The sequence below is a fragment of the Nocardioides ginkgobilobae genome (assembly GCF_054781275.1).
Genome location: NZ_BAAGUS010000001.1, coordinates 225,674 through 242,891 on the forward strand (window position 1 = coordinate 225,674; position 17,218 = coordinate 242,891).

The following is a 17,218-nucleotide window of genomic DNA, read 5'->3' on the forward strand; positions in this document are numbered from 1 at the left end:
AGGGGGGGCGGCCTCGGGTCTCAGCCCTGGGCGGCGGCCGCGGCCTTGAGGTCGCGGCGCAGCTCCTTGGGCAGGGCGAAGATGAGCGACTCCTCGGCGGTCTGCACGGCCTTGGCGTCGGGGTAGCCGCGCTCGGCGAGGAACTCCAGCACGCCGTCGACCAGCGCCTCGGGCACGCTCGCGCCGGAGGTGACCGAGACGGTGCGCACGCCGTCGAGCCAGGCCTCGTCGATCTCGCTGGCGTCGTCGACGCGGTAGGAGGCCTTGGCCCCGGCCTCGAGGGCGACCTCGACCAGGCGCACGGAGTTGGAGGAGTTGCCGGAGCCGACGACGATCACGAGGTCGGCGTCCTTGGCGATCTCCTTGACCGCGAGCTGGCGGTTCTGGGTGGCGTAGCAGATGTCGTCGCTGGGCGGGTCGAGCAGCAGCGGGAACTTCTCGCGGATCGCAGCGACCGTCTCCAGGGTCTCGTCGACCGAGAGCGTGGTCTGCGACAGCCAGGCGACCTTGGCGGGGTCGCGGACCTCGATCTTGTCGACGTCCCAGGGGCCCTCGACCAGCTGGATGTGCTCGGGCGCCTCGCCCGCGGTGCCCTCGACCTCCTCGTGCCCGGCGTGGCCGATCAGGAGGATGTCGTAGTCGTCGGAGGCGAAGCGGCGGGCCTCGTGGTGGACCTTGGTGACCAGCGGGCAGGTGGCGTCGATGGTCTTGAGCTGCCGCTCGGCGGCCTGGTCGTGCACCGCGGGGCTGACGCCGTGGGCGGAGAACACGACGGTCTGGCCCTCCGGCACCTCGTCGAGCTCCTCGACGAAGATCGCGCCGCGGGCCTCGAGGTCGGAGACGACGTGCTTGTTGTGCACGATCTGCTTGCGGACGTAGACCGGGGCGCCGTAGAGGTCGAGCGCCTTCTCGACGGTGACGACGGCTCGGTCGACACCGGCGCAGTAGCCCCGGGGTGCTGCGAGCAGCACCGCCTTGTCGGCCTCGTCCGGGGTCAGCACCGGCGGCATGCCCATGTCGGTCGTCATGCCTGCCATCGTACGGGCGTCGGCACCACCCTCTAACCTCGCCGCATGGCCCTGGAGACCTCCCCCGCCGCGCCCGTCGCGGTGCGCACGGTCGCCAACGCCATCGGCGGGTGGATCGACCGGCTCGGCGCGGTCTGGGTCGAGGGCCAGGTCGCCCAGCTCAGCCGGCGGCCCGGCATGGCCACGGTCTTCCTGACCCTGCGCGACACGGTGGCCGACATCTCCATCACCGTCACCGCCGCCCGGTCGTACGTCGACGGGCTGGCCACCCCGCTGGTCGAGGGCGCGAGCATCGTCGTGCACGCCAAGCCGTCCTACTACGCCAACCGCGGCACCCTGTCGCTGCAGGCCCGCGAGATCCGGATGGTCGGCCTCGGCGAGCTGCTGGCGCGGCTCGAGCAGCGCCGCCAGCTGCTGGCCGCCGAGGGGCTCTTTGCCGCCGACCGCAAGCGCGACCTGCCCTTCCTGCCCCGCTGCGTCGGCCTGGTCACCTCGCCGGGCAGCGCCGCCGAGCGCGACGTGCTGGAGAACGCCCGCCGCCGCTGGCCGGCGGTCCGCTTCGAGGTCGCGGCCGCCGCCATGCAGGGCACCCGCTGCGCCCCCGAGGTGATCGAGGCCCTCGAAAGGCTCGACCGGCACCCGGAGGTCGACGTGGTCGTCGTCGCCCGCGGCGGTGGCTCGGTCGAGGACCTGCTGCCCTTCTCCGACGAGGGTCTGGTCCGGGTGGTGCACCGGATGACCACCCCTGTCGTCTCCGCGATCGGCCACGAGCAGGACGCGCCGCTGCTCGACCTGGTCGCCGACGTCCGTGCCTCCACCCCCACCGACGCCGCCAAGCTGGTCGTGCCCGACGTCGCCGAGGAGCTGCGCGGGGTCGAGTGGGCGCGCGACCGGCTGCGCACGCTGGTCCGCGGCACGGTCGTGCGCGAGCAGCACGCCCTCGACGCGCTGCGCTCACGACCCGCGCTGGCCGACCCCCGCACGCTGGTCGCCGAGCGGGTCACCGAGCTGGAGCTGCTGCGCGACCGCGCCCGCCGCACCCTCGGGCACCGGCTCGACCGCGCGAGCGACGACCTGGCCCACCAGCGGGCCCGGGCCCGGGCGCTGTCCCCGCTGGAGACCCTGCGCCGTGGGTACGCCGTGCTCCAGGACGCCGACGGGCACGTGCTGACCTCCGTCACCGGCCTCGCCCCCGGCGACCCGGTCAGCGTGCGGGTCGCCGGCGGTCGGGTCCACGCCACCACAGTGCGCACCGAGCCGGACCCCGATCTGTCCACTGACCCGCACGACCCGAGCGACTCCGAGGAGCACGATGAGCAAGCAGGCTGACGTGTCGGGCCAGGGCACGCCCGACCAGGGCACGTCCGACCAGGGCACGTCCTACGAGGAGGCCCGGGAGGAGCTCGTCGACGTCGTACGCCGGCTCGAGGCGGGCGGCACGACGCTCGAGGAGTCCCTCGCGCTCTGGGAGCGCGGCGAGGAGCTCGCCCGGGTCTGCCAGCGCTGGCTCGACGGGGCACGGGCCCGGCTCGACGAGGTGCTGGCCGCCGAGGAGTCCTGAGCCCGGCCCGGTCGGCCCGGTCAGCCGCGGTGCCGGGAAGGTCCGACTGGTACCAGCCGGACCTTCGCCTCGCCGGGCCGCGCCCGGCCGGCCCGACGGCTCAGCCTGCGGTGAGCAGGGAACCCACGACGGTGCGCAGGTCCTCCGCGGGCGCCGAGCCGTAGACCATCGTCAGGACCGGCTCGCCCTGCTGCTCCTCCACCCGCACGTACGCCGTGTCGCCGCCCTCGTCGGTCCACACCTGCCACGTGCTGGTGGTGCCCTCGCCGTCGGTCAGCTCGACCGGGTCGCCCTCGCGGGCGTTCTCGTCGACCAGCCGGTCGAGCACGTCCTCGAGGTCCTCGGCCTCCTCGGGGGCGTGGTATACCCCCGCGAAGTCGCTGTCGTCGGTGAGCAGGGCGAGGGTGAACACCGGGCCGTCGGGTGAGTAGGCGAGGTTGTTGACCCGCCAGCCCGTCGGCAGCTGCTCGGGGTAGGCCAGCGCCGCGTCGTTGTCGACCAGCGCCTGCACGGAGGACTCGTAGTCGATGGGCAGCGGCTCGAACTCCGCCTCGTCGCGGAACAGGCCCAGCGCCAGCCAGGTCAGGACCACCACGACCACCATCACGATCATCGCGCCGACCAGGCCGCCGAACGAGCGGTTGTAGCGCCCCGGGCGGCCCGCGGGGATGCCGATCGCCTGGCCACCAGGCTGGCCACCGGCCTGACCGGCGCTCTGGCCGGCGCTCTGGCCGGCGCTGGGACCATCGGGCTGACCGGTGGGAGGGCTCGTCTGGCTCACCCCCTCATCCTCACAGGTGAACGGTTGTCGCCCCCACCCTGCCGGTGCCGCGGGAACGGTCTCGGCCGCGCTCCAGCGCGGGTCGGACCGGGTCCCGCGACCGCTACCATGCGCCCATGAGCGAGCCCGTCGGCCTCCAGGTCGCCCCGCAGTCCCCCGACCGGAACCTCGCACTGGAGCTGGTGCGCGTCACCGAGGCCGCCGCCATGGCCGCCGGCCGCTGGGTCGGACGCGGCGACAAGAACGGCGCCGACGGCGTCGCGGTCAACGCGATGCGGGTCCTCATCTCCACCATCGGCATGCGCGGCACCGTCGTCATCGGCGAGGGCGAGAAGGACAACGCCCCGATGCTCTTCAACGGCGAGGAGGTCGGCGACGGCACCGGGCCCGAGTGCGACGTCGCGGTCGACCCGATCGACGGCACCACGTTGACGGCCAAGGGCATGACCAACGCCGTCTCGGTGCTGGCGGTGTCGCCCCGCGGATCGATGTACGACCCGTCCGCGGTCTTCTACATGGAGAAGCTCGTCACCGGCCCCGAGGCCGCCGACGTCGTGGACATCCGCGCCTCGGTCGCCGAGAACATCGAGGCCGTCGCCAAGGCCAAGGGCAAGCGCCCCGAGGACGTCAAGGTCGTCCTGCTCGACCGCCCGCGCCACGAGAAGCTGGCCGAGGAGATCCGCGCGACCGGCGCGATGATCAAGTTCATCTCCGACGGCGACGTGGCCGGCGCGATCATGGCCGCCCGCCCCGACACCGGCGTCGACCTGCTGCTCGGCATCGGCGGCACCCCGGAGGGCATCATCACCGCCTGCGCGATGAAGTGCATGGGTGGCGTGATCCAGGGCCGGCTCTGGCCCACCGACGACGCCGAGCGCCAGCGCGCCATCGACGCGGGCCTCGACCTCGACGCCGTCCTCGACACCGACACCCTCGTCACCGGCGACGACTGCTTCTTCGTCGCCACCGGCATCACCGACGGCGAGCTGCTCGAGGGCGTGCGCTACTCCTCCAGCTCGGTGACCACCGAGTCGCTGGTCATGCGCTCGCGCAGCGGCACGATCCGCACCATCCGCTCCGAGCACCAGCTGTCCAAGCTCCGCGCGTACTCCGCCGTCGACTTCGACCGCTGAGGGGTCGCGCCGCGGCACGATTTGTCGGGGAGCCGACAAACCCAGCCCGCGCCGCCGGGGGTTGTGGTCGAGACCCGGAAGCCCCACGACAAAGCTTCGTCGTCGCACTTCCGGGTTTGTCGGGGAGCCGACAAACCCGGCCCAGCCCGCCCCGAGCGCCGAGACGTCCGAGCCGGCCCGGATCAGGCGGAGGCGATCCGCAGCCCGGCCCGGGTCTGGGCCTGGGCGCGGTGGGCGGCGAGGGCGGTGAGCACCTGGTCGGAGACGCGGGGGTCCACGGCCATGCCGACGTGCGAGGCGCGGACCTCGACGTGCTCGGCGGCCGGGTCCAGGCAGGCGCGCCAGTCGATGATGCCGTCGTTGCGGGAGTAGATCGCGGTGTAGCCGATCCCCGCGGGCAGCTCGAGCTTCGCCTCCTCGAAGGACTGCAGCGCACAGTCCCCACCGACGCAGGTCTCGGTCATGACCCCGCCGACGCCGACCTTGGAGAGCCCGACGAGGCCGAGCACGAGCACGCCGAGCGCGCGGTGGTGGGCGCCGGGGGCCAGCACCGGGCTGCCCAGGGTGATGATGCCGCTGACCAGGTCGGGGCGGCGCGCGGCCAGGCCGCGGGCGAGCATCCCGCCGAGGCTGTGGCCGACGATCTGCACGCGCTGCTCGCGGCGGGCCACGATCGCCTCCAGCCGGGCCTCGAGCATCTCGGCGGTGTCGAGGGTGCAGGACCTGTTGGCCAGCACGATGCCGGCGCGGTAGGTGCGGAACCCCTGGCGGCGCAGCGTCCGGGCCAGCGGCGCCAGCGTGTAGTCGCCGGCCATGAACCCGGGGACCAGCAGAACCGGGTCGGCGTCGCGGACGGGGTGGCTGCCGGCGTACGGCGTGCGGGTGCGGCGGTCGGTGACGCCGCGCACGGCGTGGCGGGAGGCCTCCCCCACCAGCCGGCCCTCGTGGAGCATCCGGACCAGCGGCGGCCGACGGAAGTCGTCGGGCAGCAGGAACGACGCCACCGGGTTCTTCTTCATGTTTCAACGCTATGGCGTCCAACCACCCCCTGTGAGGTGAACCACGCCGAAACGGACCAACGTGGTTCCAAAGATGGCTCCTACGGTCTACTAGCGGCATGGCCCTTCCGGTGTCCGACCTCCTCCGCGCGCCCGTCAGCACGGGCGTGGAGCTGTGCTACCAGACCTTCGGCGACCCCGACGGCGACCCGTTGCTGCTCGTCATGGGGCTCGGCGGGCCGCTGACCTGGTGGGACGAGGAGCTGTGCCGGATGCTCGCCGCCGACGGCTTCCACGTGGTGCGCTTCGACAACCGCGACGCCGGCCGCTCCTCGCGGCTGCGCGGCCGGGTCGGACAGGGCGCGCTCGTGCGTGCCTTCGCCGGACTGCCGGCCCGGGCGCCCTACTCGCTGGACGACATGGCCGCCGACGGCCTGGGCCTGCTCGACCACCTCGGCATCGACTCCGCGCACGTCGCGGGGGTGTCGATGGGCGGGATGATCGCCCAGACGATGGCGCTCGCGGCTCCGCGCCGGGTGCGCTCGCTGACCAGCATCATGTCCAGCACCGGCCGCCGCACGGTCGGCTGGCAGCACCCCTCGCTGCTGCTGCCGATGCTGTCGGGCAGCCGCGCCGACAAGGCGGCGTACGTCGAGCGCAGCGTGCGGCTGTGGTCGGCGATCGGCTCCCCGGGCTACCCGATGGCGGAGGCCGAGATGCGCGCGCGGGCCGAGGAGACCTACGAGCACGGCGTCAGCCAGGACGGCACGATGCGTCAGGTGATGGCCATCCTGACCCAGCCCGACCGCGGTCCGCGGCTGCGCAGCCTGCGAGTGCCGACCCTGGTCGTGCACGGCACCGCGGACAAGATGGTGCACGTCTCCGGCGGCCGGGCCACCGCGGCGGCCGTCCCCGACGCGGAGCTGCTGCTCGTCGACGGCATGGGCCACGACCTGCCCTCGGCGCTGTTCGAGACCTACGCGGCCGGCATCCGGCGTACGGCGGACCGCGCCGCTTCCCGCGACTGACCCGCGACCGACCCGGCCTCGAGCCGCCTGACCCGGGCCAGGCACGCACGGGGTGAGGCGCCGGTCTGCTCCCATGGCCTAGACCAGAGGGATGAGACCGGCGACTCGGAGCAGGCCACGGCCGCGGAGACGGGCCAGGGCGACCCTGGCCGTGGGACTGGGGGTGGCCCTGGCCTCGACGCTCGCCGCGTGCGGGTCCGAGGGCAAGCCGACGCTGACGTGGTACCTCAACCCCGACGGCCAGGAGACGCTGGCGGCGATCGCCGAGCGGTGCAGCACCGACGACTACGACATCGAGACCCGGCTGCTGCCCACCAGCGCCACCGACCAACGCGTGCAGCTGGCGCGGCGCCTCGCCGCCGAGGACTCCCAGACCGACCTGATGAACCTCGACCCGGTCTTCGTGCCGGAGTTCGCCAACGCCGGGTGGCTGCTGGAGCTGCCCGAGGACACCGTCACCGACGACACCCTCGAGGGGATCGCGGAGACGGTGCGCTGGGACGACGGCATCTACGCGGCACCCCTGTGGGCCAACACCCAGGTGCTGTGGTTCCGCAAGTCGCTGGCCGAGGAGGCCGGGCTCGACATGAGCCAGCCGGTCACCTGGGACCAGGTGATCGAGGCCGCCGCCTCGGTCGAGGGCGCCACGGTCGGGGTGCAGGCCAACAAGTACGAGGCGTACGTCGTGTGGATCAACGCGATGATCGAGGGCGCCGGCGGCCAGGTCATCGAGAACCCCCAGGAGGGCCGGGACGCCGAGGTCACCCTCGACACCGAGGCGGCCACCGAGGCCGCGCGCATCATCGAGAAGCTGGCCTCCTCCGAGGCCGCCCAGGGCGACCTGTCGGTCTCCAACGAGGGCACGGCGCTGGCCTACATGTACGGCCCGGACACCCCCGGTGAGTTCATGACGAACTGGACCTTCGTCTACAAGAACTACGAACCCTCGGACGCCAACGACTACACCCAGGAGCAGTTCAAGGACCTCGGCTGGGCGCGCTACCCCCGCACCGTCGAGGGCGAGGAGTCCGCGCCGCCGGTCGGCGGCATCGACATCGGGGTGGGTGCGTTCACGCCGTACCCCGACTTCGCCCGCGAGGCCGCCGCCTGCATCACCAGCGTCGAGAACCAGGTCGAGCTCGCCGTCACCGACGGGCTGATGCCGGCCACCCAGTCGGGGTACGACGCACCCCAGCTCGCCGATGCCTACCCGCCCGACCTGCTGGAGCTCTTCCGCACCAGCGTCGACGAGGGCGGCCCGCGCCCGAAGAGCGCGTTCTACGCCACGGTGTCCGGGGCCATCCAGGCCACCTGGCACCCGCCGGCCGAGGTGGACCCGCAGTCCACCCCGGAGGAGTCCGAGGAGTACCTCCAGGCCGTGCTCGAGGGGAAGGCCCTGCTGTGACCACCACCGTCGCCACACCCGAGACCGACGCCACGAAGGGACCGAAGGGCAAGCGCACCCCACCCGAACTGACCGAGCGCGCGCGGCACGAGAACAGTCTCGGTCGGCGGCTGGTCGCCCCCGCCGTCGTCGTGATGCTCGTGGTCACCGCGTTCCCGATCCTGCGGGCGCTGTGGCTCTCCTTCTACAGCTACTCGCTGACCGCGCCCGAGGAGCGGGAGTTCATCGGGATCAGCAACTACGTCACGGCGCTGACCGACCAGCTCTTCTGGCGCGACATCGGGGTCACCGTCCTCTACATGGTCGTCACGGTGGCCTTCGAGCTGGTCATCGGCTTCGCCTTCGCGCTGGTCATGCACCGCGTGATCTTCGCGAGGGGGCTGATCCGGACCTCCATCCTCATCCCGTACGGCATCATCACCGTCGTCTCCGGCTTCGCCTGGCAGTTCGCCTTCACCTACCAGAACGGCTTCGTCAACGGCTGGCTACCGTTCATCGACGCCGACTTCAACTGGTTCGGGGACACCGTCCCGGCGGTGATCGCGATCATGGTGAGCGAGATCTGGAAGACCACGCCGTTCATGTCGCTGCTGCTGCTGGCCGGCCTCGCCCAGGTCAGCGAGGACATGGTCGAGGCCGCCAAGGTCGACGGCGCCACGTGGTGGCAACGGATGTGGAAGGTCGTCATCCCCAACATGCGGGCCGCGATCATGGTCGCGGTGCTCTTCCGGGCGCTGGACGCCTACCGCATCTTCGACAACATCTTCGTCATGACCGCCGGTGCCCAGGGCACCGAGTCGATCTCGTTCCTGACCTACCGCCAGAGCATCGAGCAGTTCCAGCTCGGCATGGGCTCGGCGCTGGCAGTGCTGCTGTTCCTCTCGGTGCTGTTGGTGGCCTTCCTCATCGTGAAGCTCTTCCGCGTCGACCTGGCCCAGGCCCGAGGGGAGTGAGGCACCCGTGAAGCAGAAGATCGGTCTCGCCGTCGGGGTGGTGCTGGTGCTCGCGTGGTGCCTGCTCCCCGTGGCCTGGATCCTCGCCCTGTCCTTCAAGAGCCAGTCGGCGGTCTCCAACGGCTCCGACCCGGGCTTCCTGCCGCTGGACTCCTTCACCGGCCTGGACAACTACCGCGCGGTGTGGGAGGACGACCAGTTCCGCCGGGCGATCATCAACTCCATCGGCATCAGCCTCATCGCGACGCTGCTGTCGGTCATGATCGCCACGCTGGCGGCGTACGCCATCGCGCGCCTGGAGTTCACGGGCAAGAAGATGGTGCTCACCACCGCGCTGGCGATCGCGATGTTCCCGGTGGTCTCGCTGGTCAGCCCGCTCTTCGACCTGTGGCGCACCATCGGCCTCTACGACACCTGGCCGGGGCTGATCCTGCCCTACATGTCGTTCACGCTGCCGCTGGCGATCTGGACGCTGTCGGCGTTCTTCCGCGAGATCCCGTGGGAGATGGAGCAGGCCGCCCAGGTCGACGGGGCGACGTCCTGGCAGGCCTTCCGCAAGGTGATCGTGCCGCTGGCCGCGCCGGGGGTCTTCACCGCCGCGATCCTGACGTTCTTCTTCGCCTGGAACGACTTCGTCTTCGGCATCACGCTCACCTCCACCGAGAACGCCCGCCCCATCCCCGCGGCGCTGTCGTTCTTCGTCGGGCCCGACCCGTTCCAACGGCCCGCCGGCCTGCTCGCCGCCGCCGCCGTCATCGCGACCATCCCCATCGTCGTGATCGTCCTGCTGTTCCAGCGCAAGATCGTCGCCGGGCTGACGTCCGGCGCAGTGAAGGGATGACCCCGTGGCCGCCATCAGCCTGAAGAACATCGTCAAGAAGTACGGCGACGGCTTCCCGGCCGTCAACGACGTCTCCATCGAGATCGCCGACGGGGAGTTCGTCATCCTGGTCGGCCCGTCAGGGTGCGGGAAGTCGACGCTGCTGCGGATGATCGTCGGCCTGGAGGACATCACCTCGGGCGACCTGGTCATCGGGGACCGGAAGGTCAATGACCTGGCCCCGCGCGACCGCAACCTGGCGATGGTCTTCCAGAACTACGCGCTCTACCCGCACCTGTCGGTTTACGAGAACATCGCGTTCCCGCTGCGGCTGGCCGGCGCCGAGGACTCCGAGGTCGACGAGAAGGTGCGCGCGGCCTCGAAGACCCTCGAGCTCGACGAGCACCTCGACCGCAAGCCCGGCAACCTCTCCGGTGGCCAGCGCCAGCGCGTGGCGATGGGGCGGGCGATCGTCCGCGACGCCGACGCGTTCCTCTTCGACGAGCCCCTGTCCAACCTCGATGCCAAGCTGCGCGGGCAGATGCGCACCGAGATCTCCCGACTGCAGAAGCGGCTGGGCATCACCACGGTCTACGTCACCCACGACCAGACCGAGGCGATGACTCTCGGCGACCGGGTGGCGGTGCTCAAGCGCGGGGTCCTGCAGCAGCTGGCCAGCCCGCGCGAGCTCTACGAGAACCCCGGCAACCTGTTCGTCGCCGGCTTCATCGGCTCCCCGCCGATGAACTTCCTGCCCGCCGAGGTGGAGGGGACCAGCGTCAAGCTGCCCTTCGGCACGGTCGAGATCGGGGAGGAGAAGGCGGCCAAGGCACGCGACCGCGGCCTGCTCATCGCCGGCATCCGGCCCGAGCACTTCGAGGACGCCTCCCTGGTGGAGTCCGGCGACGTGGCGGCCTCCAGCTTCAAGGCGAGCGTCGAGGTCGTGGAGTGGCTCGGCAACGAGACCTACGCCTACATCCCCTTCGAGGCCCCGCCGGAGGTGGAGAAGCAGCTCAAGCAGCTCGAGGAGGACCTCGACGGGGAGTCCCTGCGCACCCAGCTGGTCGTCACCCTCGACGGCTCCTCGAGGATCGCCGAGGGCGACGAGGCCGAGATCTGGCTGGACGCCTCGAAGATGCACCTGTTCGACCCCGCCACCGGCGAGAACCTCACCGTCGACCGCGACCACGCTGGCCAGATCGTCGGGGACTCCATGGCGGCTGCCGCCGAGCAGCCCGCGGCCGCGGGCTGAGGCCGACTCGGCGCTGGTTCGAGCGTCACTCGGCGCTGGTTCGGGCGTCACTCGGCGCTGGTGCGAGCGCGACTCGGCGCCAGTTCAACGGATCGTCGAACTGGCGCCGGGTGAGCCTTGAATCGGTGCCGAGTCAGCGTTGAACCGGCGCCGGAGTGAGCGTCACTCGGAGAGTCGCTCCCCCGTCTCGGTGTCGAAGACGTGCACGTGCTGCGGGTCGGTCGTGACGTGGAAGACCTCGCCCTTGCGCCCGTGGCTGCGACCCGACGTACGCACGATGAGGGCCGAGGGGGTGCCCTCGACGTCGCAGGTGCCGTAGACGTAGGCGTCCGCGCCGAGCTCCTCGACGACGGTCGTGGTGACCGGGAGGCCCTCGCCGGGGCCGACGATGCGCCAGTTCTCCGGGCGCACGCCGACGGTGATGCGGCCGTTCATCTTCTTCGCCGCCACCGGGTCGACCGGCACCTCGTAGCCGCCGATGACCGCCTTGCCGTCCTTGGCGACGGCCTCGATGAGGTTCATCTGCGGGGAGCCGATGAAGCCGGCGACGAAGAGGTTCGCGGGCTTGTCGTAGAGCGCGAGCGGGGTGTCGACCTGCTGGAGGACACCGAGCTTCATGACGGCGACCCGGTCGCCCATCGTCATGGCCTCGACCTGGTCGTGGGTCACGTAGACGGTGGTGATGCCGAGGTCCTGCTGCAGCTTGGCGATGTCGGTGCGGGTCTGCACGCGCATCTTGGCGTCGAGGTTCGACAGCGGCTCGTCCATGCAGAAGACCTGCGGCTGGCGCACGATCGCGCGGCCCATGGCGACGCGCTGGCGCTGGCCACCGGAGAGCGCCTTGGGCTTGCGCTCGAGGTACTCGGTGAGGCCGAGCATCCGCGCGGCCTCCTCGACGCGCTTGGTGCGCTCCTCGGTCGGCATCTTGGCCATCTTGAGCGCGAAGCCCATGTTCTCGGCGACGGTCATGTGCGGGTAGAGCGCGTAGTTCTGGAAGACCATGGCGATGTCGCGGTCCTTGGGCGGGAGGTGGGTGATGTCCCGGTCGCCGATCCGGATGGTCCCCGAGTTCACCTCCTCCAGGCCCGCGAGCATGCGCAGGGTCGTGGACTTGCCGCACCCGGACGGGCCGACGAGCACCATGAACTCGCCGTCCTTGATCTCCAGGTCGATGCCGGGCACGGCCGGGGTGTCAGCCCCGGGGTACCAGCGCTGGGCCTTCTCGAAGGTCACCGATGCCATTGCTGTGTCTCCATTCACCGGCAGGTACGAGCCGGACGATCCGTCGTGAAGTGACGCAGGTCACCCTAGCCCAGGCGTAAGCGCTTGCACAGTCCGGTCGCTGCCGGGTCGCTCGGCATCGACGTACACGCTGGAACCGAGCTCGACGAACTGCGCCGACCGCTCCCGGTAGGCCTCGCGCACCTCCTGGCTGATCCGCATCGAGCAGAACTTCGGCCCACACATCGAGCAGAAGTGCGCGGTCTTGGCGGCCTCGGCCGGCAGCGTCTCGTCGTGGTACTCCTGGGCCAGCGGCGGGTCCAGGGACAGCGCGAACTGGTCGTGCCAGCGGAACTCGAAGCGCGCACGCGAGAGCGCGTCGTCCCACTCCCGGGCGCGCGGGTGGCCCTTGGCGACGTCCGCGGCGTGGGCGGCGAGCTTGTAGGTCACCACGCCGGTGCGCACGTCGTCGCGGTCCGGCAGCCCGAGGTGCTCCTTGGGGGTGACATAGCAGAGCATCGCCGTCCCGTGCGCGGCGATGGTCGCGGCACCGATGGCGGAGGTGATGTGGTCGTAGCCGGGCGCCACGTCCGTGGCCAGCGGGCCGAGGGTGTAGAACGGCGCGCCATGGCACCACTCCTGCTGGAGCCGGACGTTCTCCTCCACGAGGTCCAGCGGCACGTGGCCGGGCCCTTCCACCATGACCTGCACGTCGTGGGCCCAGGCCCGTTCGGTCAGCTCCGCGAGTGTGCGCAGCTCGGCCAGCTGGGCCGGGTCGTTGGCGTCGGCGAGACACCCGGGGCGCAGCCCGTCACCGAGGGAGAAGGACACGTCGTAGGCCGCCAGCAGCTCGCAGAGCTCGTCGAAGTGCGTGTACAGGAAGTTCTCCTCGTGGTGGGCCAGGCACCAGCCCGCCATGATCGATCCCCCGCGGGAGACGATCCCCGTGACCCGGTCGACGGTCAGCGGGACGTGCCGCAGCAGCACCCCGGCGTGCACGGTCATGTAGTCCACGCCCTGCTCGCACTGCTCCAGCACCGTGTCGCGGTAGACCCCCCACGACAGCCGGGCCGCGTCACCGCCGACCTTCTCCAGGGCCTGGTAGATCGGGACCGTCCCGATCGGGACCGGTGACGCCCGCAGCACCGCCTCGCGGGTGGCGTGGATGCCGGGCCCGGTCGAGAGGTCCATGACCGTGTCCGCGCCCCAGCGCACGGCCCAGGCGAGCTTCTCGACCTCCCCGGCGGTGTCGGAGGTGACCGCACTGGTGCCGATGTTGGCATTGATCTTCACCAGGAACCGACGGCCGATGACCATCGGTTCCAGCTCGGGGTGCCGCACGTTGGCAGGGATGATCGCGCGCCCGGCGGCCACCTCGCTGCGCACCAGCTCGACGTCGCAGCCCTCGCGGGCGGCGGCGTAGCGCATCTCCTCGCTGACCACCCCCGCGCGCGCCAGTGCCAGCTGCGTGACGAGGCTTCCCCCGCGCGACCGCAGCCACGGCTCGCGCAGCGGCGGCAGCGTGCCGTCGGGCCGGGGCTCGGGACCGGCGGTCGTGTAGCGGTCGAAGCTCTCGCCGTTGGTCAGGTGCACCCGGGTCACGGGGACCTGCACGCCGTCGTGGTCGACGAGCACCCGTTCGTGCGAGGGGTGCAGCGCGGCGGGCTTCGGGTCGGAGGGGTGGGTGTCGGTCATGCTCTCTCCTGGGGTGGGTGGCGGATGGTCAGGTCGATGTGCGGGACAGGGCCGCGGCCGCGGCCCAGCCGCCAGTCGCGGCCGGCGCGCAGCCGCTCGGTGACCAGGGCGGCCGCCTGCTCGGCGGCGGTGCGCGCGGAGCCGCCCCCGGCGAGCAGCGCCGCGAGGGCGGCACTGTGGGTGCACCCGGTGCCGTGGTCGTTGTGGGTGGCCACCGCCACGTGGGCCAGCGGCACCGGCGCGAGGCCGGGCTCGGCCCACCAGTCGGTCACCCCGGCGCCCGGCTCCCCGGCACCCTCGCCGGCACCGTCGCCGCCGGTCAGCAGCACGGTGCATCCCGTGTCGGCCAGCGCGGCGGCCGACTCGCGTGGTGGCAGGTCGCGGCCGAGCAGGGCGCGCGCCTCGTCGTGGTTGGGGGTGGCGAGTGCGGCGACCGGCAGCAGGACCCGTGCGTAGGCGGCGGCCACGGCCGCGTCACCGAGCACCGCCCCGCTGGTGGCGACGAGCACCGGGTCGACGACCAGCGGCCGCGCGCGGTCGCCCCCGAGCCGGTGTGCCACCAGCTCGACGACCGCGGGGTCGCCGAGCATCCCGGTCTTGGCCGCCGCCACCGGCAGGTCGTCGAGGACCGCGTCGAGCTGCGCGGCGACCTCCGCGAGGGGCACGCGGAGGACCGACCGGACTCCGGTCGTGTCCTGGGCCGTCACCGCGGTGACGACGCAGGCGCCGTGCACGCCGAGAGCGGCGAAGGTGGTGAGGTCGGCGGCCAGGCCGGCCGCACCGCCGGAGTCGGTGCCGGCGACCGAGAGCGCGACGGGCGGGGTGGTCATCGCAGCACCTGCAGCAGCCGGGCCACCTCGGCGGCCGGGTCCGCGGCGCGCATGACCGCCCCCATGACCGCCACGCCGCTCGCCCCGGCGGCGAGGGCGTCGGCCGCGTTGCGGTGGTCGATCCCCCCGAGCGCGTACGTCGGCAGCGGCGCCCGCGCGAACCAGGCCGGGTCCACCGACGGGCCGTGGCCGGGCTTACTGGGGCTCGGCGCCCAGGGCGACAACGTCGCCCACCGCGCCCCCTGCGCGGCGGCCACGCGCAGGTCCTCGAGTCCGTGGCAGGAACGGCCGTGGCGACTCCCCGGGGCGGGCACCGGTTGGTGCGCGGCCAGGTGCACGCCCGCGGCCCCCGGGTGCCGCCGGCGCGAGGTCAGCACCTCGAGCCCGGGGATCGTTCCCAGGCGCTCGACCAGGGCCGACCAGGCAGCCTCGGGCAGGTCGTGCTCGCGCACCACGACGGTCCCGAGCCCCTCGGCGACGCACTCCGCGACGGTACGCACCAGCCCGCGGCCCAGCCGCAGCTGGGCACGATCGGTGAGGAGCAGCAGCCGCGTCACGTGCCCACCCGTCCGACGAGCGGGCTGGAGGCACGAGCATGGGCGCGACGCGGGATGCGTCCTGCCCCGGCTGCCAGCCGGCCGGCCTCGACCGCCGTTGCCAGCGCGGCGCCCATCCGCACCGGGTCCGCAGCGCGGGTGACGGCGCTGGCCGCCAGCACCGCGGTGCAGCCGAGCTCCAGCGCCAGGGCCGCGTCGCTGGCAGTGCCGATGCCGGCGTCGAGCACGACCGGGACGTCGACGGCGGCGACCACCGCCTCGATCGCGAGGGGGTCCAGCACCCCCAGCCCGGACCCGATCGGCGAGCCGAGCGGCATGACCGCCGCGCAGCCGACGTCGACCAGTCGTCGCGCGAGCACCGGGTCGGCGGTGGTGTAGGGCAGCACGGTGAAGCCCTGGCCGACGAGCTCGCGTGCCGCGGTGAGGAGCTCCACCGCGTCGGGCAGCAGGCTGGCCTCGTCCCCGATGACCTCGAGCTTGACCCAGTCGGTGCCGAGCGCCTCTCGCGCCAGGCCCGCGGTCAGCACCGCCTCGTGGGCCGAGCGGCAGCCGGCGGTGTTGGGGAGCACCCGCACGCCGTGCTCGCGCAGCAGCGGGAGCAGGCCGCCGGCCGCGGACGACGACGTGCGCCGCACCGAGACCGTCACCGCCGCGGGACGGGCAGCGGCCAGCAGGTCCGGGAGCAGCGCCAGGTGGGGCAGGCCGCCGGTGCCGAGCAGCAGCCGGGACTCGAGCTGCTCGCCCGCGAGGGCCCACGTCGCACCGCTCACCCGCCCTGCACCGCCGTCACGACCTCGACCCGGTCGCCGTCGCGCAGCCGACGTACGGCGTGCTCGGCACGGGGCACCACGGCCCCCTCCACGGCGACGGCAACCCCTTCCGGGTCCGGGACCAGGTCACGGACGGTCACGTCGTCGGGCAGCCGCACCGGCTCGCCGTTGAGGTGGATCTGCGTCATCGCTCCTCCAGGAGACGTCGGGGATCGGTGAGGGGGTGCACGGACCCGTGCTCGAGGTGGTCGGCGACCAGCTGCGCGGTCAGGGGCGCGAGCAGCACCCCGTGCCGGAAGTGGCCGGCGGCCAGGACGACCGACGGGTCGAGCGTGGGACCCACCAGCGGCAGGTCGTCGACGGTCCCGGGCCGGTCGCGAGCGGCGAGCTCGACGACCTCGGCCCGGTCGAGGCCGGGGAGCAGGGTCGTGGCGGCGCTCAGCAGCCGACGCACTCCCTCCGCGGTCACCACGGGTGGTCCGTCGTGCTCCTCGACGGTGGCGCCGACGACCACCTCGCCACCGGGCCTCGGGACCACGTAGACCGGCTCCCCCGCCACCCAGCCGCGCACCGTGCGCCCCGGCGGCTCGGCGACGCACAGGCGCAGGACCTCTCCGCGCACCGGCCGCACCAGGCCCGAGTACGGCGCGGGCAGGCGGGCCCCCGTGGCGAGCACCGTCACGTCGGGTGCCCGGCCGCCCGGTGAGGGCACGACCGGCACCCGGGCGGCCAGGGCCGCCAGCACCTCCCGCGGGTCGACCCGGTGGTCGTCGGGCAGCAGCAGGCCGCCGGCGACCCGGCCGAGGCCGGGCTCCAGGTCGCGCAGGGCGTCGGGGTCCAGGGCCTCGGCGGGCCGGTCGAGCAGCGTCGCCTGACGACGTACGTCGAGCAGGTCGCCGTGGTCGTGGCCGACCAGCAGCGTGCCGCCGCGCGGCAGGGCGACCCCGAGGAGGGCTGCGAAGCGCGGCCAGAGCCCGAGGCTGCGCCGGCCCAGCTCGAGGACGCCCGGCGCCGCCCAGGTCGCCTCGGCGGCCGGCGCGAGCATCCCCGCGGCGACGCCCGAGGCCCCCGAGCCAGGGGCCCGGTCGACGACCTCGACCTCGTGGCCGCGACGCAGCAGCTCCGCGGCCACGGCGAGCCCGACGATGCCGGCGCCGCGCACCCGCACCCGCAGTCGTGTGGACAC

At 72.8% G+C, this 17,218-nt stretch carries 18 protein-coding genes; 8 read left to right on the plus strand and 10 right to left on the minus strand.

What is annotated here, in order from left to right; all coding sequences use genetic code 11:
* Positions 1 to 20: 20 nt before the first annotated feature.
* Positions 21 to 1,028: a 4-hydroxy-3-methylbut-2-enyl diphosphate reductase gene (locus ACYVID_RS01150; protein WP_300645284.1), complete on the minus strand. Its 1,008-nt coding sequence runs from the start codon at positions 1,026 to 1,028 to the stop codon at positions 21 to 23.
* Between the two features lie 45 nt (positions 1,029 to 1,073).
* Here ACYVID_RS01150 and xseA point away from each other — a divergent pair, with 45 nt between their 5' ends.
* Positions 1,074 to 2,357, plus strand: coding sequence for an exodeoxyribonuclease VII large subunit (xseA, locus tag ACYVID_RS01155; protein WP_460733618.1), 1,284 nt, complete (start codon positions 1,074 to 1,076; stop codon positions 2,355 to 2,357).
* Positions 2,341 to 2,589 (plus strand): exodeoxyribonuclease VII small subunit, encoded by a 249-nt coding sequence (locus ACYVID_RS01160; RefSeq protein ID WP_460733620.1) that lies wholly within the window; start codon positions 2,341 to 2,343, stop codon positions 2,587 to 2,589. The genes xseA and ACYVID_RS01160 overlap by 17 nt, the downstream gene beginning before the upstream one ends.
* Positions 2,590 to 2,689: 100 nt before the next feature.
* Here ACYVID_RS01160 and ACYVID_RS01165 read toward each other — a convergent pair whose 3' ends face one another.
* Positions 2,690 to 3,370, minus strand: a complete 681-nt coding sequence (locus tag ACYVID_RS01165) for a DUF4245 family protein (protein WP_460733622.1) — start codon at positions 3,368 to 3,370, stop codon at positions 2,690 to 2,692.
* 116 nt (positions 3,371 to 3,486) lie between these two features.
* Between ACYVID_RS01165 and glpX the strand changes: the two genes are divergently transcribed.
* A complete protein-coding gene (glpX, locus tag ACYVID_RS01170) occupies positions 3,487 to 4,503 on the plus strand; it encodes a class II fructose-bisphosphatase (RefSeq protein ID WP_300642295.1) in 1,017 nt (338 codons plus the stop codon).
* Positions 4,504 to 4,685: 182 nt separating this feature from the next.
* Here glpX and ACYVID_RS01175 read toward each other — a convergent pair whose 3' ends face one another.
* Positions 4,686 to 5,522 carry an esterase/lipase family protein gene (locus ACYVID_RS01175; protein WP_460733625.1) on the minus strand — a complete coding sequence of 279 codons (837 nt, stop codon included), beginning with the start codon at positions 5,520 to 5,522 and terminating at the stop codon, positions 4,686 to 4,688.
* 98 nt (positions 5,523 to 5,620) lie between these two features.
* Here ACYVID_RS01175 and ACYVID_RS01180 point away from each other — a divergent pair, with 98 nt between their 5' ends.
* From ACYVID_RS01180 to ACYVID_RS01200, 5 genes are all read left to right on the plus strand, one after another.
* Positions 5,621 to 6,529 carry an alpha/beta fold hydrolase gene (locus ACYVID_RS01180; protein WP_460733627.1) on the plus strand — a complete coding sequence of 303 codons (909 nt, stop codon included), beginning with the start codon at positions 5,621 to 5,623 and terminating at the stop codon, positions 6,527 to 6,529.
* Between the two features lie 151 nt (positions 6,530 to 6,680).
* Positions 6,681 to 7,934 (plus strand): extracellular solute-binding protein, encoded by a 1,254-nt coding sequence (locus ACYVID_RS01185; RefSeq protein ID WP_460733629.1) that lies wholly within the window; start codon positions 6,681 to 6,683, stop codon positions 7,932 to 7,934.
* The gene (locus ACYVID_RS01190; RefSeq protein WP_460733631.1) at positions 7,931 to 8,887 is read left to right on the plus strand and encodes a carbohydrate ABC transporter permease; all 957 of its coding nucleotides are present in this window, start codon (positions 7,931 to 7,933) and stop codon (positions 8,885 to 8,887) included. Before ACYVID_RS01185 ends, ACYVID_RS01190 begins: the two co-directional genes overlap by 4 nt.
* 7 nt (positions 8,888 to 8,894) lie before the next feature.
* Positions 8,895 to 9,728, plus strand: a complete 834-nt coding sequence (locus ACYVID_RS01195; protein WP_460733633.1) for a carbohydrate ABC transporter permease — start codon at positions 8,895 to 8,897, stop codon at positions 9,726 to 9,728.
* A 4-nt stretch (positions 9,729 to 9,732) separates the two neighbouring features.
* A complete protein-coding gene (locus tag ACYVID_RS01200; RefSeq protein WP_460733635.1) occupies positions 9,733 to 10,959 on the plus strand; it encodes an ABC transporter ATP-binding protein in 1,227 nt (408 codons plus the stop codon).
* 162 nt (positions 10,960 to 11,121) lie between these two features.
* On the opposite strand, the gene ACYVID_RS01205 is transcribed toward ACYVID_RS01200, so the two are convergent.
* The 7 genes from ACYVID_RS01205 to ACYVID_RS01235 are packed head-to-tail and all read right to left on the minus strand — an operon-like array spanning position 11,122 to position 17,218.
* A complete protein-coding gene (locus ACYVID_RS01205) occupies positions 11,122 to 12,201 on the minus strand; it encodes an ABC transporter ATP-binding protein (RefSeq protein ID WP_460733637.1) in 1,080 nt (359 codons plus the stop codon).
* A gap of 60 nt (positions 12,202 to 12,261) precedes the next feature.
* On the minus strand, positions 12,262 to 13,875 hold the full coding sequence (gene thiC, locus ACYVID_RS01210) for a phosphomethylpyrimidine synthase ThiC (protein WP_460733639.1): 1,614 nt from the start codon (positions 13,873 to 13,875) through the stop codon (positions 12,262 to 12,264).
* The gene (thiD, locus tag ACYVID_RS01215) at positions 13,872 to 14,705 is read right to left on the minus strand and encodes a bifunctional hydroxymethylpyrimidine kinase/phosphomethylpyrimidine kinase (protein ID WP_460733641.1); all 834 of its coding nucleotides are present in this window, start codon (positions 14,703 to 14,705) and stop codon (positions 13,872 to 13,874) included. The genes thiC and thiD overlap by 4 nt, the downstream gene beginning before the upstream one ends.
* A complete protein-coding gene (locus tag ACYVID_RS01220) occupies positions 14,702 to 15,262 on the minus strand; it encodes a thiamine phosphate synthase (protein ID WP_460733643.1) in 561 nt (186 codons plus the stop codon). Before ACYVID_RS01220 ends, thiD begins: the two co-directional genes overlap by 4 nt.
* The gene (locus ACYVID_RS01225; RefSeq protein ID WP_460733645.1) at positions 15,259 to 16,032 is read right to left on the minus strand and encodes a thiazole synthase; all 774 of its coding nucleotides are present in this window, start codon (positions 16,030 to 16,032) and stop codon (positions 15,259 to 15,261) included. Before ACYVID_RS01225 ends, ACYVID_RS01220 begins: the two co-directional genes overlap by 4 nt.
* Entirely contained in the window at positions 16,029 to 16,220 is a 192-nt protein-coding gene (gene thiS, locus ACYVID_RS01230; RefSeq protein ID WP_300642260.1) for a sulfur carrier protein ThiS, read from the minus strand. Before thiS ends, ACYVID_RS01225 begins: the two co-directional genes overlap by 4 nt.
* On the minus strand, positions 16,217 to 17,218 hold the full coding sequence (locus tag ACYVID_RS01235; RefSeq protein ID WP_460733647.1) for an FAD-dependent oxidoreductase: 1,002 nt from the start codon (positions 17,216 to 17,218) through the stop codon (positions 16,217 to 16,219). The genes thiS and ACYVID_RS01235 overlap by 4 nt, the downstream gene beginning before the upstream one ends.

Excerpts from the sequence above, each read along its gene's own strand:
- thiD (WP_460733641.1), bottom strand. The coding sequence starts at position 14,705 with ATGACCACCCCGCCCGTCGCGCTCTCGGTCGCCGGCACCGACTCCGGC.
- thiC (WP_460733639.1), bottom strand. The coding sequence starts at position 13,875 with ATGACCGACACCCACCCCTCCGACCCGAAGCCCGCCGCGCTGCACCCC.
- ACYVID_RS01160 (WP_460733620.1), top strand. The coding sequence starts at position 2,341 with ATGAGCAAGCAGGCTGACGTGTCGGGCCAGGGCACGCCCGACCAGGGC.
- glpX (WP_300642295.1), top strand. The coding sequence starts at position 3,487 with ATGAGCGAGCCCGTCGGCCTCCAGGTCGCCCCGCAGTCCCCCGACCGG.
- ACYVID_RS01180 (WP_460733627.1), top strand. The coding sequence starts at position 5,621 with ATGGCCCTTCCGGTGTCCGACCTCCTCCGCGCGCCCGTCAGCACGGGC.
- thiS (WP_300642260.1), bottom strand. The coding sequence starts at position 16,220 with ATGACGCAGATCCACCTCAACGGCGAGCCGGTGCGGCTGCCCGACGAC.
- ACYVID_RS01175 (WP_460733625.1), bottom strand. The coding sequence starts at position 5,522 with ATGAAGAAGAACCCGGTGGCGTCGTTCCTGCTGCCCGACGACTTCCGT.
- ACYVID_RS01205 (WP_460733637.1), bottom strand. The coding sequence starts at position 12,201 with ATGGCATCGGTGACCTTCGAGAAGGCCCAGCGCTGGTACCCCGGGGCT.
- xseA (WP_460733618.1), top strand. The coding sequence starts at position 1,074 with ATGGCCCTGGAGACCTCCCCCGCCGCGCCCGTCGCGGTGCGCACGGTC.
- ACYVID_RS01150 (WP_300645284.1), bottom strand. The coding sequence starts at position 1,028 with ATGACGACCGACATGGGCATGCCGCCGGTGCTGACCCCGGACGAGGCC.